Consider the following 15,230-nt stretch of genomic DNA (forward strand, 5'->3'; position numbering starts at 1 on the left):
AGCGATCGGGCATCAGCAACCGGCTCGGCGCTGATCACGCCATCGCGAATCCACAGATCCACCGGCTCGGTGCCGGGCAGGACCACGCCATTCAGATGCCAACTCGTCATTGCGCAATCTCCTATCAAACCCGGCGGCGAGCACCTACAAGCGAATCTCTGGGCCAGAGCAGAAGCGGTGGTGGTTGCCGGGAAGCGAGCCTATCGGTGGGGCGAGCGCCGGCAGGCACCACCGCTGATCCCCAACCGCGAATCGAACCTGACCACCGCTGGTGGACGACGAACGCCTACCGCGGCCCCTTGTTCTGCTGATTGAGCATCTGTTGCAGGTCCGGCGGCAGCGTGAAGTCCTTCATCGCAGCCTGCGTCTCGGCAGCAGTCGGCATCTCGGCCGGCGGCCGCTCCGCCGCCAACACCGGGTTGGCCTTGGCCTTCTCGGCCGCCGCCCGCTTTGCGGGATTGCCCGACACCTTCTTGCCTCCCTTGCCCTTCTTGGCCTGCTGCTTGGGTTGCTGACGCCGTCCACCGGCCATCCCCGGCATGCCCGGCATCATCTGGCCCATCGACTGCATCATCTTGCGGGCCTCGACGAATCGGTTCACCAGCTCGTTGACATCGCGAACCTCGACGCCCGAGCCTCGAGCGATGCGCGAGCGCCTGGAACCATTGAGGATGCCGACATCAGCGCGTTCGGCCGGCGTCATCGAATGGATGATCGCCTCCACCCGGTCGACCTGCTTCTCGTCGATCTCGGAGATCGCCTTCATTTGGGAGGCGCCGGGCAACATCCCGAAGACCTTCGACAGCGGTCCCATCTTGCGAATCTGCTGCATCTGCGCGAGGAAGTCGTCCAGACCGAATTGGCCTGCCCCGCCCATCAGCTTCTCGGCTGCCTTCGCGGATTCCTCGGCGTCGAAGGCCTTCTCGGCCTGCTCGATCAGGGTGAGCATGTCGCCCATACCGAGGATGCGACTGGCCATCCGGTCGGGATGGAAGATATCGAAATCGGTCAGCTTCTCACCGTTGGAGGCGTACATGATCGGCTTGCCGATCACGCGTGCGATCGACAGTGCCGCGCCGCCGCGGGCGTCGCCATCAAGCTTGGTCAGCACGACACCGTCGATGCCGACGCCTTCTTCGAAGGCCAACGCGGTGTTCACCGCATCCTGGCCGATCATGGCGTCCACCACGAAGAGGGTCTCGTCTGGATGGGTCAGCGCCTTGATCAGCTGCGCCTGGCGCATCATCTCCGTGTCGACACCCAGCCGGCCGGCGGTGTCAATGATCACCACGTCGAAGAGATGGTGTTTGGCGTAGTCGATAGAGTCTTTGGCGACCTGGATCGGGTCGCCGACACCATTGCCTGGTTGCGGCGCATAGATGCCGGTCTTGGCCCGTTCGGCCATCACCCTCAATTGCTCGACCGCCTGCGGACGCTGCAGGTCGGCCGCGACGAGCAACGGCGAATGGCCCTGTTCCTTGAGCCAGGCGCCCAGTTTGCCGGCCAGCGTGGTCTTGCCTGCACCCTGCAGGCCGGCGAGCATGATGATCGTCGGGGGCTGTTTCGCATAACGCAGCAGCCGGGTCTCACCGCCCAGGATCGAAACCAGTTCCTCGTTGACGATCTTGACGATCTGCTGGCTCGGATTGAGCGCCCGCGACAATTCCGCGCCCTTGGCGCGATCCTTGACGCGCGCGACGAACTCCTTGACAACCGCAAGATTGACATCGGCTTCCAGTAGCGCAATGCGGATTTCTCGGGCGGTGGCGTCGATGTCGGCATCGGTGAGCCGACCCTTGCTACGAAGTGACTTGAAGGTCGCGGCAAGGCGATCTTGAAGGGTGTCGAACACGGTCGTCCTCGCAAAGTGGCGGATATCAATGACCAAGGATACCGTCTACAGCCCTGGCCGCCCGCCCCACGTCAAACGGGACGGGATCGCGTATCTGCTGGTCAGTTACCCAGCAGGCCGTCGACGAACTGTTGGGCGTCGAAGGGAGCTAGATCGTCGGCACCCTCGCCCAGCCCGATGAACTTCACCGGGACGCCGAGTTCGCGCTGCACCTGGACGACGATGCCACCCTTGGCGGACCCGTCGAGCTTGGTCAACACGATGCCGGTCACATTGACGACCTCGGCGAAGATACGGGCCTGGGTCAGGCCGTTTTGGCCGGTGGTGGCGTCCAGAACCAGCAGTACCTCGTTGACCGGGGCCTTCTTCTCGATGACGCGCTTGACCTTGCCGAGTTCGTCCATCAGGCCGACCTTGGTGTGCAGGCGTCCGGCCGTATCGACGAGCACCACGTCGACGCCCTGCTTGATGCCCTCCTCCACGGCGTTGAAGGCCACCGACGCGGGATCGGCTCCCTCATCGGAACGCACGGTCTCCACGCCGACGCGCTCACCCCAGGTGGTGAGTTGCTCGGCGGCAGCGGCGCGGAAGGTATCTGCGGCGCCGAAGAGCACCGTCTTGTCCTCGGCCACCAGCATGCGTCCAAGTTTGCCGACCGTCGTGGTCTTTCCTGTGCCATTGACGCCGACCACGAGCACGACGGCGGGTTGACCATCGGCGTGTTCGAGATCGAGACTGCGGTCCAGATCTGGATTGACCAGTTTGATCAATTCGGACCGCAGCAACGCCTTGGCCTCGACCGGATCGGAAACTCCGTCGATGCGCAACTGCTGACGAAGCGCGGCAACCAACTCGCCGGTAGGACCGACACCCAGGTCAGAGGTGATCAGCGTGGTTTCGAAATCGTCCCAGGTCTCGTCGTCTAGGCGACCGCTGGAAAGCAGATCGGCCAACGCGCGGGCCAGCGCATTGTTGCTGCTGGCCAGCTTGCGGCGGAGCCTGGCAAGCCTGGAGGCGGCCTTTTCCGGCTGCTCGATCTCGGAGACGGCGGGTTCGACCGGCTCAACCAGGGCGGTCTCTTCGAGCGGTGCAGCGGTCTGGGGAGTGACGACCTCGGCGTCGACCGCTTCGACCTCGACCGGCGGAGCCGTCTCGACCAGCTCACCAGACACGGCCTCCTCGACGGCCGGAGCACCCTTCGGCGGAAGCTCACCGCGCGCGCGTGCGCGCCTGGTGTACACAACGATCGACAAATAGGCGACCCCGACCACCAGAAGAAGGCCGATAATGACTGTCCAAGGAATCCATTCCACGCCGTCAGACTACCGGGTGGGCCCACAGCCCTATCGAGTGCCACCAATCGGACGACGGCGCTGCCTGCTGATCAGGCAGCGAGGTGCTCACCGTCCTGCCGAGCGTCATCGGTGTCATCGACATCGCTATTTCCAGGGACGCGCTCGGCCACGCCTGTGTCCCAATCCGCCTTCGCCTCATCGGCCGCATTCTGCACCGCTTCGGCGGTCACTGCCGCTTTCTCTGGTCCGGGCGCGACTTCGGGAGTGTCTTTGACGATCAGCGTTTCCGCGATCGCTGCCGGTGGATCGGCCTCGCCGTTGAGATGACGCACGGCCCTGCGCAGTCTGGCAGCCAACTGAGTCTGGTCTCCCCCGGCTCGTCCTGCGGCCTCGGCGGCCACCAGCAAGAGGACGGCCAGGCCGAAGACGACGACAAGAAGCGCCGCAACGAAGAAAACTGCCATTCTGAGCCTCCGGAACTGGGAAGAGGAAGGTCCGTTCTCAGTCTCGGCCAGTCGGCGCGGAAAAGCGCAGGCGCCACGCCGCAGGAAGGAGTTGTTCGGTCCGATCTCACAGGAACTGTGCGGTGTCAACGGTCGCTGAGGCGTTGCGAGATCACCGTGGAGACCCCGTCACCGCGCATCGTCACGCCGTAGAGCGCGTCCGCGATCTCCATGGTGCGTTTGTGGTGGGTGATCACCAGCAGTTGCGAGTTCTCCCTGAGTTCCTCATAGATGGCCAGCAGCCGGCCGAGATTGATGTCGTCCAATGCGGCCTCGACCTCGTCGAGAATGTAAAAGGGGCTCGGGCGCGCGATGAACAGGCTGATCAAGAATCCGACCGCCACCAGCGAACGCTCGCCGCCCGACAGCAGTGACAGCCGCCGCACCTTCTTACCGGCAGGCCGGGCCTCAACCTCGATACCCGTCGTCAGCATGTCGGATGGGTCGGTGAGCACCAGCCGCCCCTCGCCTCCCGGGAAGAGCCTGCCGAAGACCGCGGAGAAGGTCGTGGCGACATCCTCATAGGCTGCGGCGAATACCTCTTGGACGCGTTTGTCGACCTGATCGATGATGCCGAGCAGGTCTTTGCGGGTCCGCTTGAGGTCGTCGAGCTGTTCGGCGAGGAATTGATGCCGTTCATTCATCGCATCGAACTCTTCGAGCGCCAGCGGGTTGACCTTGCCCAGCGCATCCAGATTGCGTTGTGCGGCCCGCAGCCGGGCTTCCTGCTTGGCCCTCACGTAGGGCACCGGCTCGGGGGCCTCGCCGTCATCGGGATCGACGGCGCCGCCGTCGGGGTTGACCAGCACCGGGATCAGCCGGTCAGGACCGTATTCGTCGACGAGCACATCCGGTTCGAGACCGAGCTCGGTCAGGGCGCGCTCGGCGAGGCGTTCGACTTGCATGGTGAGCTCGATGCGGGCCATCTGATCGCGATGCTCGCCTTCGACCAGCGTCTCAAGCCGAGCTGCTTTCGCCCGGACATCGGCACGGTGATGGCCGAGCGCCGCCTCGGCCTGCTGGCGGGTCTGCTCAGCTGCCTGCCGTGCTGCGCTGGCCGCAGCCTTGGCGTCCTCGGCACGAGCCGCCAGCCATTGCGCAGCACGGAAGACGGCGGTTGCGGCCGCCGCCTCTCGGCGCAGTTGGTCCGCTCTGGCCTGGGCTTTCTGCCTCTCCAGGCGTTCGCCGTGTGCGGCACGTTGCAGGGAGTCCGCGCGCCCGGCCAGCGACCGGCCGCGTTCTTCGGCGGTGCGCAACGCCAATCTCGCGTCCATCTCCGCTTCGCGGGCCTCTCGGGCGACGATCGCCAACCGGTCGCGCGCGGCAGCGTCCGGCTCGGCCAGTTCGGTCTCGGAGCCGGCTGCGACCAGTCGCTCCTCAAGTTCGGCGAGCTTCTCGCGGTTGCCGGCCTGGTTGCGTCCGGCCTGTTCGATGGCCGCGCGCAGTCTGGCGGCCTCTGCGCGGGCAGCGCGTCCGTTCTGCCCCAGGGTGCTCAGCTGTTCGGTCAGCGCTGACATCTGGGCGTCCGATTCGTTCAGCCGCTCGGACGCGACAGCGGTCTGCCGCTCGGCTTGTCTCAGGCGCTGGTCGGCTGCTGCCAGCTCGAAGCGGATCTGCTCGGTCTCGTGGCGGGCCTGGTCAAGCAGGGCCTGCGCCTCGTCGATGCTCGCCTGCACCTCGATCACCGAGGGCTGCGCGCTGGAGCCACCGCTGGCGAACCAGGACGAGACCAGATCGCCATCAGCGGTCACCGCCTGCACCTGCGGCAGCTGAGCCACCAGCCGCTGGGCCGTCTGCAGGTCGTCGACCAACGCGACCTTATCGAGCAACCGGCGTAGCCCGGGAAAGATCCGCGGATCCGCGTGGATGGCATCGATCCCCCACGACGCCCCGGACGGCAGCTCCGGCCATTGTCCGGTGCCAGTTTCGTCGGAGCCGGACACAAGCATGCCGGCTCGTCCGAGATCTTCGTCCTTCAGCCGTTCGAACGCCTCAAGCGCGGTGGCCAGGTCAGCCACCACCACTGCTTCGGTGGCCGCCCCCAGCGCGGCCGCGATCGCCGACTGCCAGGCCGCTTCGACGCTGACCATGCCCGCAAGCGATCCGAGCAGACCATCGGTCGGCGCTCCCGCGAGCAGCGCACCGGATGCATCGCGGCGCTGCAGGCCCATCTTGAGCGCGTCGATCCTGGCCGCCAGCGTGGCACATCGTCTCTCGGCGTCCTGGTCGCGCTCACGCAATCCCCAGATCTCATCGGCGATCACCGTTTGGGCAGCCAGCGCCGATTCAAAGCGTTCGTCGAGGTCAAGTTCGCCGTCGCCCACTCCGCCCAACCGCATCTCAAGCAACTTGTACTGGCGTTCGGCGTCCTCCGCTCGCGCGAGCGCCTCGGCGAGTCGAGCCCGAAGCCTGGCTTCTTCTTCGCCGGACGCCTGAAGGCGCGACTGCAGGGAACTCGCTTGACCGGTGAGCCTTGCCAATCCCTCCCTGCGATCGGCCACGGCGCGCAGTTGGGCTGTATAGCTGCGGGCCGCTGATGTCTCCGCCTCCTCGGCCTCCTTGCGTCGGGCGGCGGCGCCTACCAGCGCCTGCTCGGCGTGCGCCACCTGCTCCGCGAGCACGGCTTCCTCTTCGCGAATCTTGGCGGCCTCCGATTCGAGCGCCTCGGGATCGCGACCGGAGGTACCGGCAGGTTGAGCGTCGGCGTGCCGCATCCGTTCTGCGGCGACCTGCTGGGTGCTGGTAACCCGCTCGGCCAGTGCAGCCAGCGCATACCAGTCCTCCTGCGCGCCGGCGAGTGTGGGTTTCAGCTCGTCCAGGGTCCGCTCGGCGGCCTGTTCGGCCTCCCGGGCAGCGGCGAGTTCGGCCTCGGCGCCCTGTTTACGGGTCCGCAATTCGAGTTCGGCAGCATGGTCGGATGCCAGGGCGAGTCGCGCCTGAGTGAGATCGTCCGCGAGCAGCCGGGCCTTGGCATCCCGGAGCTCTGCCTGCACGGTGGCGGCCTTGCGGGCAACGGCGGCCTGGCGTCCCAGAGGCTTGAGTTGGCGCCGGATCTCGGCGATCAGATCGGTGAGCCTGGCCAGGTTGGCCTGGGTCGATTCGAGTTTACGGACGGCCTTGTCCTTGCGGCGGCGGTGCTTCAGCACCCCGGCCGCCTCTTCGATGAAGCCGCGTCTGGCCTCCGGGGTGGCCTGCAGAATCTGGTCGAGTTGGCCTTGCCCGACGATGACATGCATCTCGCGCCCCATACCGGTATCGCTGAGCAGCTCCTGAACATCCAACAACCGCACGGCTTGGCCGTTGATGGCGTATTCGGAGCCACCACTGCGAAACAGTGTGCGGCTGATGGTGACCTCGGTGTACTCGATCGGCAGCAGACCGTCGGTATTGTCGATCGTCAGCGAGACCTCAGCGCGGCCCAGCGGCGCGCGCCCGGAGGTGCCGGCGAAGATGACGTCTTCCATCTTGGCGCCCCGCAGAGACTTGGCGCCCTGCTCACCCATGACCCAGGCCAGGGCGTCCACCACGTTCGACTTGCCCGATCCATTGGGGCCGACGATGGCGGTGATGCCGGGCTCGAAGTTGAGAGTCGTCGCCGAGGCGAACGACTTGAATCCCTTCAGAGTCAGGCTCTTGAGGTACACCTCACACGACCTCGGATCCCGAGGGCTCCACGGGTGCCGATGGCGCCACCTGCACACCGGATTTGGTCCTGGTGTCTTTCACCGCCCGGAAGGTCCAGACCTTGTTGACCAGGTAGTTCACAGGCATGGTGAGCACGATGGTGATCAACTGCGCCCAGTAGGCGCGAGCACGCAGGCCCTCATGATCGTTGAACATCGGGCTGGGCAGATAGACCGGCGAAGTGGGATTCGTCAGCGCAACTTTGATGAGCGCGCCGATCAAAGCGGCGATCGCGCCGACAAAGAAGAACGGCCAGAATTCGGCCCACCAGCCCCGTGTCTTGGCGCGTTTGAATGTCCACGAGCGGTTGAGCTGGAAGTTCCAGAAGTTGGCGATCAGGAAGGCAACGATCCACACCAGGATGGTGAATCGGAACGCGAAGCGTCCAGGTAGCTGGAAGATGATGTTGTTGTCGTTGCCGACCCCACCATTCACCTGAGTCATGATGTAGGTGACGATCAGGTTCACCAGCACACCGGAGCCGCCGACCAGGCCGAACTTGATGAATTGGACCAGTACGGCCAGCAGGCGTCCCCTGGCGGGTCGGGGTTCTTCGCTCATAAGCAGACAACCTATCGTGCGTGTTGATCGGCCGGTATCGATGGTCGCCTCTGACAGCGCGGGCAACGATAGCTGGACCGGTTCATGAAGGGTTCGCGGACGATGATCGCTCCGCATCGATCGCAAGGCCGGCCGGCCTGTCCGTAGACATGCAGGCTGCGTCCGAAATAGCCCGAGTTTCCGTTCACGTGAACATAGAGAGCGTCGAAACTGGTACCGCCCTGATCGAGGGCCTCGGCCATGACCGTTCTCGCAGAATCCAGCAGTTCGACGGCCTTGGCCTGGCTGAGCCCCCCGGTCGGACGATCGAAGTGCAGCCGGGCGCGCCACAGCGACTCGTCCGCGTAGATATTGCCGATGCCGCTGACCAGCGACTGATCGAGCAGTGCTCGTTTGACGGTGCTGCGGCGCGATCTCATCGTTCTGGCGACCTTGCGCGGATCGAAGGCCTCGTCGAAAGGGTCACGCGCGATGTGCGCGATCTGCTGCGGAAGCTCAGCGCCACCCGGCGCCAGTTGCAGACCGCCGAACATCCGCTGATCGATGAATCGCAGCTGGCAACCGCCATCGGCGAAGTCGACGAGCACCCTGGTGTTGGGCAACAGCGCAGCATCCGGATCATCGATACGAAACTGGCCGCTCATACCGAGATGGACCAGCAGGGCATCCACACCGTCCAGGGGCAGCCAGAGGTACTTGCCGCGGCGCTTGGGAGTGCCGACGCGGCGACCGGCGAGGTCGGACGCGAAGGCGTCCGGGCCAAGCGGGTGGTAGCGAACCGGTCTGGGGTGCAGAACCTGCACCGCGGATATCGTGCGGCCGGTGATCGTCGAAGCGAGTCCGGCGCGAACCACTTCGACTTCGGGCAGCTCAGGCATCGCCGCCTGCGGGTTGACCGGCGATCTGCTCGGCTGCCAACACCTGATAGGCGACGGCGGCGGCCTCCTGCTCCGCGTGCTTCTTGTTGCGGCCCTTTCCAGGCCCGAACCTGCGGCCACCGAAGACAGCCCAGGCAACAAATCGCTTGTCGTGGTCGGGGCCGGACTCTTCGATGTCGAAGACCGTCGGTCCGAGCCCGATCGCGGCTGCCGTCTCTTGCAGCGAAGTCTTCCAGTCAAGACCTGCGCCGAGGGTGGCGGCGTGATCGACCAGCGGATCGAAGATGTGATGGACGAGCGTCTCGGCCGCCTCGCGTCCGCCGGAAAGGAAGACCGCCCCGATCAGGGCTTCGGTGGTGTCAGCCAGGATCGAACCCTTGTTTGCCCCACCTGTGCTGAGCTCACCCTTGCCGAGCTTGATCATCGGGCCGATTTTCAACTCGCGGGCAACCTCGGCGAGGCTGACCGCGCTGACCACGCTGGCACGTAGCTTCGCCAGTTGGCCCTCGGCGTAGTCGGGGAAGCTGCAGTAAAGGTATTGCGTCACGATGACCCCGAGCACCGAATCACCGAGGAACTCCAGGCGCTCGTTGTTCGGGATCTGACCGTGCTCATAGGCATATGAGCGGTGAGTCAACGCAAGATCGAGGAGACCGGCGTCCAATCGGACACCAAGCTCCTCGATCAGCGACAAGAATGACAGCGACGCGGCGCTGCCGCCTCTATCGGCGCGCACTGCGCAGGTCAGCCCTCAAGGACCTGACGGCGCTCGCCACGCGGGCCGTACTGGCCGCACGACGGGCAGGCGGTGTGCGGCAGGTGCTGCGCACGGCACGCCGGGTTCGCGCAGGTCACGGTCTGCACCGCAGCCGCTTTCCACTGGGACCGACGAGACCGCGTGTTGCTGCGGGACATCTTCCGCTTCGGAACAGCCACGGTATTTCTCCTTCAATCGTTGTGCCTCCGCTGCCGGAGGCTGCCCATCGTGGGCGAAGTCTTGGTGCCATCCGTGAGGACGCACGCCTGCACACTTTACCCCGTGGGCCAAGGCATTCGCAAAACGAACGGTTGGTCGATCAACCGGTTCGACGCTCGCGCCAGCGCACACGTCGCGAAGCTCCACCAGCTCCGCCAAGTTTCGCCGATTGACCTGCCCCACAGGCGCAGCGTCCACCATCTATTCATGGTGAGCGGCCGACCCGCATCAGCCGACCCCGAATGCCCCGATCAGATCCGAGGGTCACACTTTTCTCACGGGAGGGCTCAATCAGACTATGAATCATCCGGCCGGGGGCGATGACGCGTAGTTCCGAGCGGTTTTAGGCGCGGGGCCGCAAACAAGCGACTCTGCCAAGACCTCTATAGCTGAACGCTGTGAGCCCGGTTCGGTCCGACAATCAATACGTATCAAGCAACCCTGTACCGGGCTTCGGAGGCCACGCCCGGGGCTGCCGCCAGCGACTACCCCTGCAACCTGGCAAGTTCGCCTCTTAGCGCCTTTTCGAAAGCAGGCAGATCGTACGCGATGGTGTCTACCAAGATCGCTGGATCGGTCGTCACGTATCCGTGGGAGAGCCGGTTGCGCATGCCCCAGATGTCCGTCCACTCACTCCGGAACAATCGCTGCCCCAACGCTGGGTCGCCATCGTGCACTGCAGTGATGGCAGCCGACAGCCTCATACTCACCGCGTCCGCGATGACCTCATCACTCAAATCGCCTCGCGACAGATGCCGGTGCAGCGCATCAAGGTGTTCCAACGCAACCGAGATGCGTTCGGAGTCTGTTCGGCCGCTCATAGCGGCCTCGCATCTGCATAGACGCTCGGACGCACCGTCTCAAGCAGTGCTGTCTCAGGCACCAGGTCGACACCGACACCCAAGATCTCGGAGAGCTCACGTTCGAGCCTGCTCATCGCCATCAGCCCCATGCCATTTGGGCGGGCAAACAGCAAATCGATATCACTGTTCTCATCAGCGTCCCCACGGGCAACCGAGCCAAACACTCTGACACCCGCAACTCGGTTGGCACACAGCACCGCTTCAATTTCACTGCGATGCTCGTCAATCAACGCACGCAACTCGACTGATCGCCGGGTCGGAGTGCACGTCGTCATGCTCCAAGCATAGGTGGAGTGGCCGCGGGCGTTGATCTATCCAGGCCGGGTCAAGACGGGAGTTCTTCTGACGCGACGTGTGCGGGAGCGACGCCTAGCCGACGCTCAAGACTTCTCGGATGCATCCTCCGACTGGAAGCTCTGCAGTCCCGCCCAGCGGGGGTCGATCTGCTCGCCGTGATCGTGATCGGGATCGTCGTTCAGGTTGAAGCCGCAGACTGGGCAAAGGCCCAGACAGTCCTCACGGCACAGCGGCGAGAACGGCAGCTCGAGGACGATCGCATCGCGCATCGGAGGATCGAGATCGATGTGCTCATCGACCACGAAGAGCGCGTCTTCTTCGGCATCGTGTCCCGGGTAGTAGTAGAGCTCCTGAAGGTCGAAATCGCGATCTTCGCGAACCGCGCCCAAGCAACGCGAGCATTCTCCGACGAACTCGGCGCTGAGCGTGCCGGTGGCCAACACACCCTCGCTCACCGACTCCAGCCGCAGGTCCACATCTATGGGGCTGCCTTCAAGGACACCTACCAGCTCCACGCTCACGCCCGCCGGAGCAGGAATCTCACGCCGAAACTCTTTGAGTTCGCCTGGGCGGCGGACCAGTTCGTGGATACTGATGACCCACGGGGACCGCAGATCAAGGGTCTGGTGCTCGTTCACCCGGCCAGCCTATAGCGCCACCTGAATCGAGTTCAGCGGCCTACCTTGGCGAGCACCGCCCGGTTCACGGCATCGGTCACGAAAGCGCTGATATCCGCGCCGTTGTGAGCCACCTCACGCAGCATCGAGCTGGAAATCGTCCCGAATTCGCGACCAGCCGGCAGCAGCGCCGTCTCAATGCCCGAAAGCTGACGGTTGAGCTGCGACATCTGCAGTTCATAGTCGAAGTCGGAGCCGAAACGAACACCCTTGACGATGACCTTCGCCCCTTGCGCAGCACAGAAATCGACCAGCAGACCGTCGATGAGCGCAACCCGCACATTGGCCATCTCGGATACGGCGTCGGTCACCAACCCGAGCCGCTCGTGCACGTCGAACATGTAGTTCTTCGTGGTATTGCGTCCCACCGCGACGATCACCTCGGAGAAGACGCTGGCCGCACGCACGATGATGTCCAGGTGCCCTCTGGTGATCGGGTCGAACGACCCGGGGCATACCGCCCGCACCGCATCACAGTGGTTGCTGGTCATTGGTCCTCCTCAGCAGAGGGGGTCGAGGGGCTTGCAAAATGCAGTTCGGTTTCACCGTAGCGCCGCGACCATTGTTCGGCCAGTTCGACGGGCCATTCAGGGCCTGGGTCGCGACTGGAGCGCTCCACCACGGCCAGGCCATCGGGTGCCAGCCAACCGGTCGCCAGGCGCGACAGCACAGCATCGACCTCGTCGTTCGAGACTGCATAGGGCGGATCGAGCCAGATCACGTCGAACGGCTCGGCAGGAGACTCGGCCAGAAAACTCGCCGCGTCCGACACCTGCACCCTGACCCGGCCGGTCAGCCTCGCAGTCGCGGCATTGCGCTTGATGGTCTCGGCTGCGCGACGATAGCTGTCGACGAGTACGACCTCGCGAGCTCCACGGCTGGCGGCCTCCAGACCGATGGCCCCCGACCCGGCATAGAGATCGAGCAATCGAATACCTGCCAGCTGGTCGTCCGCCGCACCCCCGATACCGCCCGCCCAGGTGGCCAACGCAGAGAAGAACGCCTCCCGCACCCGGTCTGTGGTTGGGCGCGTGCGTTCACCCGGCGGAACCTTCAACGGGTTGCCGCGGGCCGAGCCAGCGATGATCCGGGTCACCCGATCAGCCTATCGGGATGCCCATGCAAGCCGGGTCCGCGACCTCGCGAGCCGTCGGCAGTGCCGGTTATCCCTCTAGCGAACACCTCCCCCGGGATTCTCGGTGACAGGCAGGCGCACGTGCGGTTGAATGGAGGCATGTCTGACACTAACGGCCCGGTGACCATCATTCCGGAAGAGACCTGCTGGGGGTACCTCGCTTCGCAGGAGGTGGGGCGGCTCGGCGTAAGCACCAACGATGTCCCCGAGATCTTCCCGATCAACTACTACGTCGATGGCGAATCGGTCATCTTCCGCTCGGCTGAGGGCAGCAAAATGCATCACCTGGCCACGAACAACAATGTGGTCTTCGAGGTCGACGGCTGGACCGACGAGGGCGGCTGGAGTGTCATGATCAAGGGCGTCGCCGAGCGCATCTGTGATGAGGACGAGTTGGCACGCGCCCGCAAGGCACCACTGCTGCCGTGGATCCCCACCGTGAAGACGATCTTCGTCCGCGTCAGCCCGACGATCGGCATCAGCGGGCGTCACTTCATCTTTGGACCCGAGCCAAAGCACGCCTGATCCGCGTTGTGGACCATCAGCGGCTTCGCCGATGAGGTGACCGGCGACTTCGCCGCTCAACTCGACTTCTTGAGCGGACGAGACATCCGGTTCATCGAGTTGCGTAGCGCCTGGGGCATCCGGGTCTGTGACCTGAGTAATCCCCAGGTGCATCGCATCAAGCAGATGCTGGACGACAGCGGCATTGCCGTCAGCGCACTAGGCACCGATTTGGGCAAGATCAGACTGGCTGATGACTTTGAGGCCCATCTCGACCGCGCCCGCCGGGCCGCCGATATCGCCTGGTATCTGGAGACCTCAGATTTGCGGGGCTTCTCATTTTTCATGGATGAGCGCGATGACCCCGATGCGTGCCGTAACGAGGTGATCGACCGGCTCGGCATGATGGTCAGCATCATGGACGATGCTGCAATCCGCTATCTGCATGAGAACGAGGCCGATGTCTGGGCCGCGACGCCGCAGCGGTGCGCGGAGTTGGTGGTCAATCTGCCGCAACGCGCGTTCGGCCTGATTCTCGATCCGGCCAATTACGTCCAGGGCAGGATACGGCCATATTCGCAGGCCTATCCCCTGCTGCGCGACGCCATCGCCTATCTGCATGTCAAGGACGCTCAGCTGTCCGACGGGACGATCTGCGTGGCGGGCGACGGCGACGGGCAGTGGCCCGAATTGCTTGCGGCGCTACGAAACGACGGCTACGACGGCTTCTTATCCATCGAGCCGCATCTGGCGCGGCAGGAGACATTCGGCGGCTTCAGTGGCACCGACGCCTGGATCCGCGCACACGAAGCTCTGACTTGGCTGCTTGATGCGGCCGGAATCCCCTATTCATGAGGAGAATGACGTGACCGACCAGGTTCGGCTGGGAGTCGTCGGAGTCGGCTCCCAGGGCCGGCTCTATGCGACATTGGTATCGACCCGGCGCGCGCCCGCGCTGAAGCTGAGTGCGCTGTGCAGCTCCAATCCCCGCAGCGCCTCCAGGGATGCGCACACCGCGTTCGCGGCCCAGATGGAGGTGCCACTGTTCACCGACTACATCGAGATGCTCGATTCCGGAAAGGTCGACGCCGTAGTCATCACGGCTCCGCATTTCGAGCATCCGCGGCTGGCTGGCGAGGCGCTGGAACGAGGCGTCCACGTTCTCTTGGAGAAGCCGGCCGGGATCTACGGCAAGCAGGTAACCCGGCTGCTGGACGTGGCTGCGGCTCATCCTGAGACCACCTTGGCGATGATGTTCAATCAGCGCGCGAATCCGCTGTTCGCAGACTTGAAAGCGCTCATCGATTCCGGCGAGTTCGGCGCGTTGCGGCGCACCTCCTGGCAGCTGACCCACTGGTGGCGTCCGGATGCCTATTACAGATCGTCCGCGTGGCGGGCGAGTTGGGGAGGCGAGGGCGGCGGCGTCCTGGTCAACCAGGCGCCTCACCAGCTCGACCTGTGGCAGTGGCTATGCGGCGCGCCCCAGCGGTGCTTCGCGCGGCTACAGTTCGGTTTTCGCCGCGACATCCCGGTCGAGGACGAGGTCAGCGCACTGCTGGAGTTCCCGGGTGGCGCGAACGGGGTCTTCGTGACCAGCACGAATGATCTGGTCGGTACCGACCGACTGGAGCTGAGCTTTGACAGGGCCCGGGTACTCGTCGAGGACAGTCGGACGATGACGATCCACCGGTTCGCCGACGACGAGCGCGAGATCGCTCGCGGCATCAGCGACGAGGACGCCGCCCTGGTGCCGTCCGGGGCCTTTGATCGGTCGGTCTTCTTCACCAGCGAGACCCGCGAATACACCAGCGCTTGGGGCGAGCAGCATTCTCTGCTCCTCGACAACTTCGGCCAGCACATTCTTGATGGCACGCCGCTGATCGCTCCTGCGGCCGAAGGCCTCACCAGCGTCCGCTTGGCCAATGCCATGCAACTGTCAGCATGGACCGGCCAAGACATCGACCTAGCCGGATTTGATGACGATGCCTTCCTGGCGAAGCTGAAC

The 15,230-nt window shown here is 64.6% G+C and carries 16 protein-coding genes and 1 pseudogene; 3 read left to right on the forward strand and 14 right to left on the reverse strand.

All coding sequences use genetic code 11. The features are described from left to right. From AAFP05_RS06665 to rsmD, 14 genes and pseudogenes are all read right to left on the reverse strand, one after another. A pseudogene (locus AAFP05_RS06665) lies at positions 1-110 on the reverse strand (amidohydrolase); the annotation flags it as partial. Positions 111-286: 176 nt separating this feature from the next. After that, a complete protein-coding gene (gene ffh, locus AAFP05_RS06670) occupies positions 287-1,852 on the reverse strand; it encodes a signal recognition particle protein (protein ID WP_341729074.1) in 1,566 nt (521 codons plus the stop codon). A gap of 101 nt (positions 1,853-1,953) precedes the next feature. Then, positions 1,954-3,165: a signal recognition particle-docking protein FtsY gene (gene ftsY, locus AAFP05_RS06675; RefSeq protein ID WP_341729075.1), complete on the reverse strand. Its 1,212-nt coding sequence runs from the start codon at positions 3,163-3,165 to the stop codon at positions 1,954-1,956. Between the two features lie 71 nt (positions 3,166-3,236). Continuing rightward, positions 3,237-3,611, reverse strand: a complete 375-nt coding sequence (locus AAFP05_RS06680; protein ID WP_341729076.1) for a hypothetical protein — start codon at positions 3,609-3,611, stop codon at positions 3,237-3,239. Positions 3,612-3,736: 125 nt separating this feature from the next. Continuing rightward, positions 3,737-7,294, reverse strand: coding sequence for a chromosome segregation protein SMC (gene smc, locus AAFP05_RS06685; protein WP_341729077.1), 3,558 nt, complete (start codon positions 7,292-7,294; stop codon positions 3,737-3,739). A gap of 1 nt (position 7,295) precedes the next feature. After that, positions 7,296-7,895 (reverse strand): GtrA family protein, encoded by a 600-nt coding sequence (locus tag AAFP05_RS06690; protein ID WP_341729078.1) that lies wholly within the window; start codon positions 7,893-7,895, stop codon positions 7,296-7,298. Between the two features lie 11 nt (positions 7,896-7,906). Further along, positions 7,907-8,773 (reverse strand): bifunctional DNA-formamidopyrimidine glycosylase/DNA-(apurinic or apyrimidinic site) lyase, encoded by an 867-nt coding sequence (gene mutM / locus AAFP05_RS06695; protein WP_341729079.1) that lies wholly within the window; start codon positions 8,771-8,773, stop codon positions 7,907-7,909. Then, positions 8,766-9,509 carry a ribonuclease III gene (rnc, locus tag AAFP05_RS06700; protein WP_341729080.1) on the reverse strand — a complete coding sequence of 248 codons (744 nt, stop codon included), beginning with the start codon at positions 9,507-9,509 and terminating at the stop codon, positions 8,766-8,768. The genes mutM and rnc overlap by 8 nt, the downstream gene beginning before the upstream one ends. A gap of 8 nt (positions 9,510-9,517) precedes the next feature. Continuing rightward, on the reverse strand, positions 9,518-9,709 hold the full coding sequence (gene rpmF, locus AAFP05_RS06705) for a 50S ribosomal protein L32 (RefSeq protein ID WP_341729081.1): 192 nt from the start codon (positions 9,707-9,709) through the stop codon (positions 9,518-9,520). 525 nt (positions 9,710-10,234) lie between these two features. Next, positions 10,235-10,570 (reverse strand): HepT-like ribonuclease domain-containing protein, encoded by a 336-nt coding sequence (locus AAFP05_RS06710; protein ID WP_341729082.1) that lies wholly within the window; start codon positions 10,568-10,570, stop codon positions 10,235-10,237. Next, on the reverse strand, positions 10,567-10,842 hold the full coding sequence (locus AAFP05_RS06715; protein ID WP_341729083.1) for a nucleotidyltransferase domain-containing protein: 276 nt from the start codon (positions 10,840-10,842) through the stop codon (positions 10,567-10,569). Before AAFP05_RS06715 ends, AAFP05_RS06710 begins: the two co-directional genes overlap by 4 nt. Before the next feature lie 150 nt (positions 10,843-10,992). Further along, entirely contained in the window at positions 10,993-11,547 is a 555-nt protein-coding gene (locus AAFP05_RS06720; protein ID WP_341729084.1) for a YceD family protein, read from the reverse strand. Between the two features lie 32 nt (positions 11,548-11,579). Further along, positions 11,580-12,053, reverse strand: a complete 474-nt coding sequence (gene coaD, locus AAFP05_RS06725) for a pantetheine-phosphate adenylyltransferase (protein WP_341729089.1) — start codon at positions 12,051-12,053, stop codon at positions 11,580-11,582. Between the two features lie 20 nt (positions 12,054-12,073). Next, positions 12,074-12,682 (reverse strand): 16S rRNA (guanine(966)-N(2))-methyltransferase RsmD, encoded by a 609-nt coding sequence (gene rsmD / locus AAFP05_RS06730; protein WP_341729085.1) that lies wholly within the window; start codon positions 12,680-12,682, stop codon positions 12,074-12,076. 138 nt (positions 12,683-12,820) lie between these two features. Here rsmD and AAFP05_RS06735 point away from each other — a divergent pair, with 138 nt between their 5' ends. The 3 genes from AAFP05_RS06735 to AAFP05_RS06745 all read left to right on the forward strand — a co-directional run. Next, positions 12,821-13,246: a pyridoxamine 5'-phosphate oxidase family protein gene (locus AAFP05_RS06735; RefSeq protein ID WP_341729086.1), complete on the forward strand. Its 426-nt coding sequence runs from the start codon at positions 12,821-12,823 to the stop codon at positions 13,244-13,246. Positions 13,247-13,252: 6 nt separating this feature from the next. Further along, positions 13,253-14,080: a TIM barrel protein gene (locus AAFP05_RS06740; protein WP_341729087.1), complete on the forward strand. Its 828-nt coding sequence runs from the start codon at positions 13,253-13,255 to the stop codon at positions 14,078-14,080. Positions 14,081-14,090: 10 nt separating this feature from the next. Continuing rightward, positions 14,091-15,230: Gfo/Idh/MocA family oxidoreductase (locus tag AAFP05_RS06745; protein ID WP_341729088.1), on the forward strand; the 1,140-nt coding region annotated here is incomplete at its 3' end.

Origin of the sequence: Brooklawnia sp., from assembly GCF_032229645.1 — a bacterium.
Taxonomy (GTDB): domain Bacteria; phylum Actinomycetota; class Actinomycetes; order Propionibacteriales; family Propionibacteriaceae; genus Brooklawnia.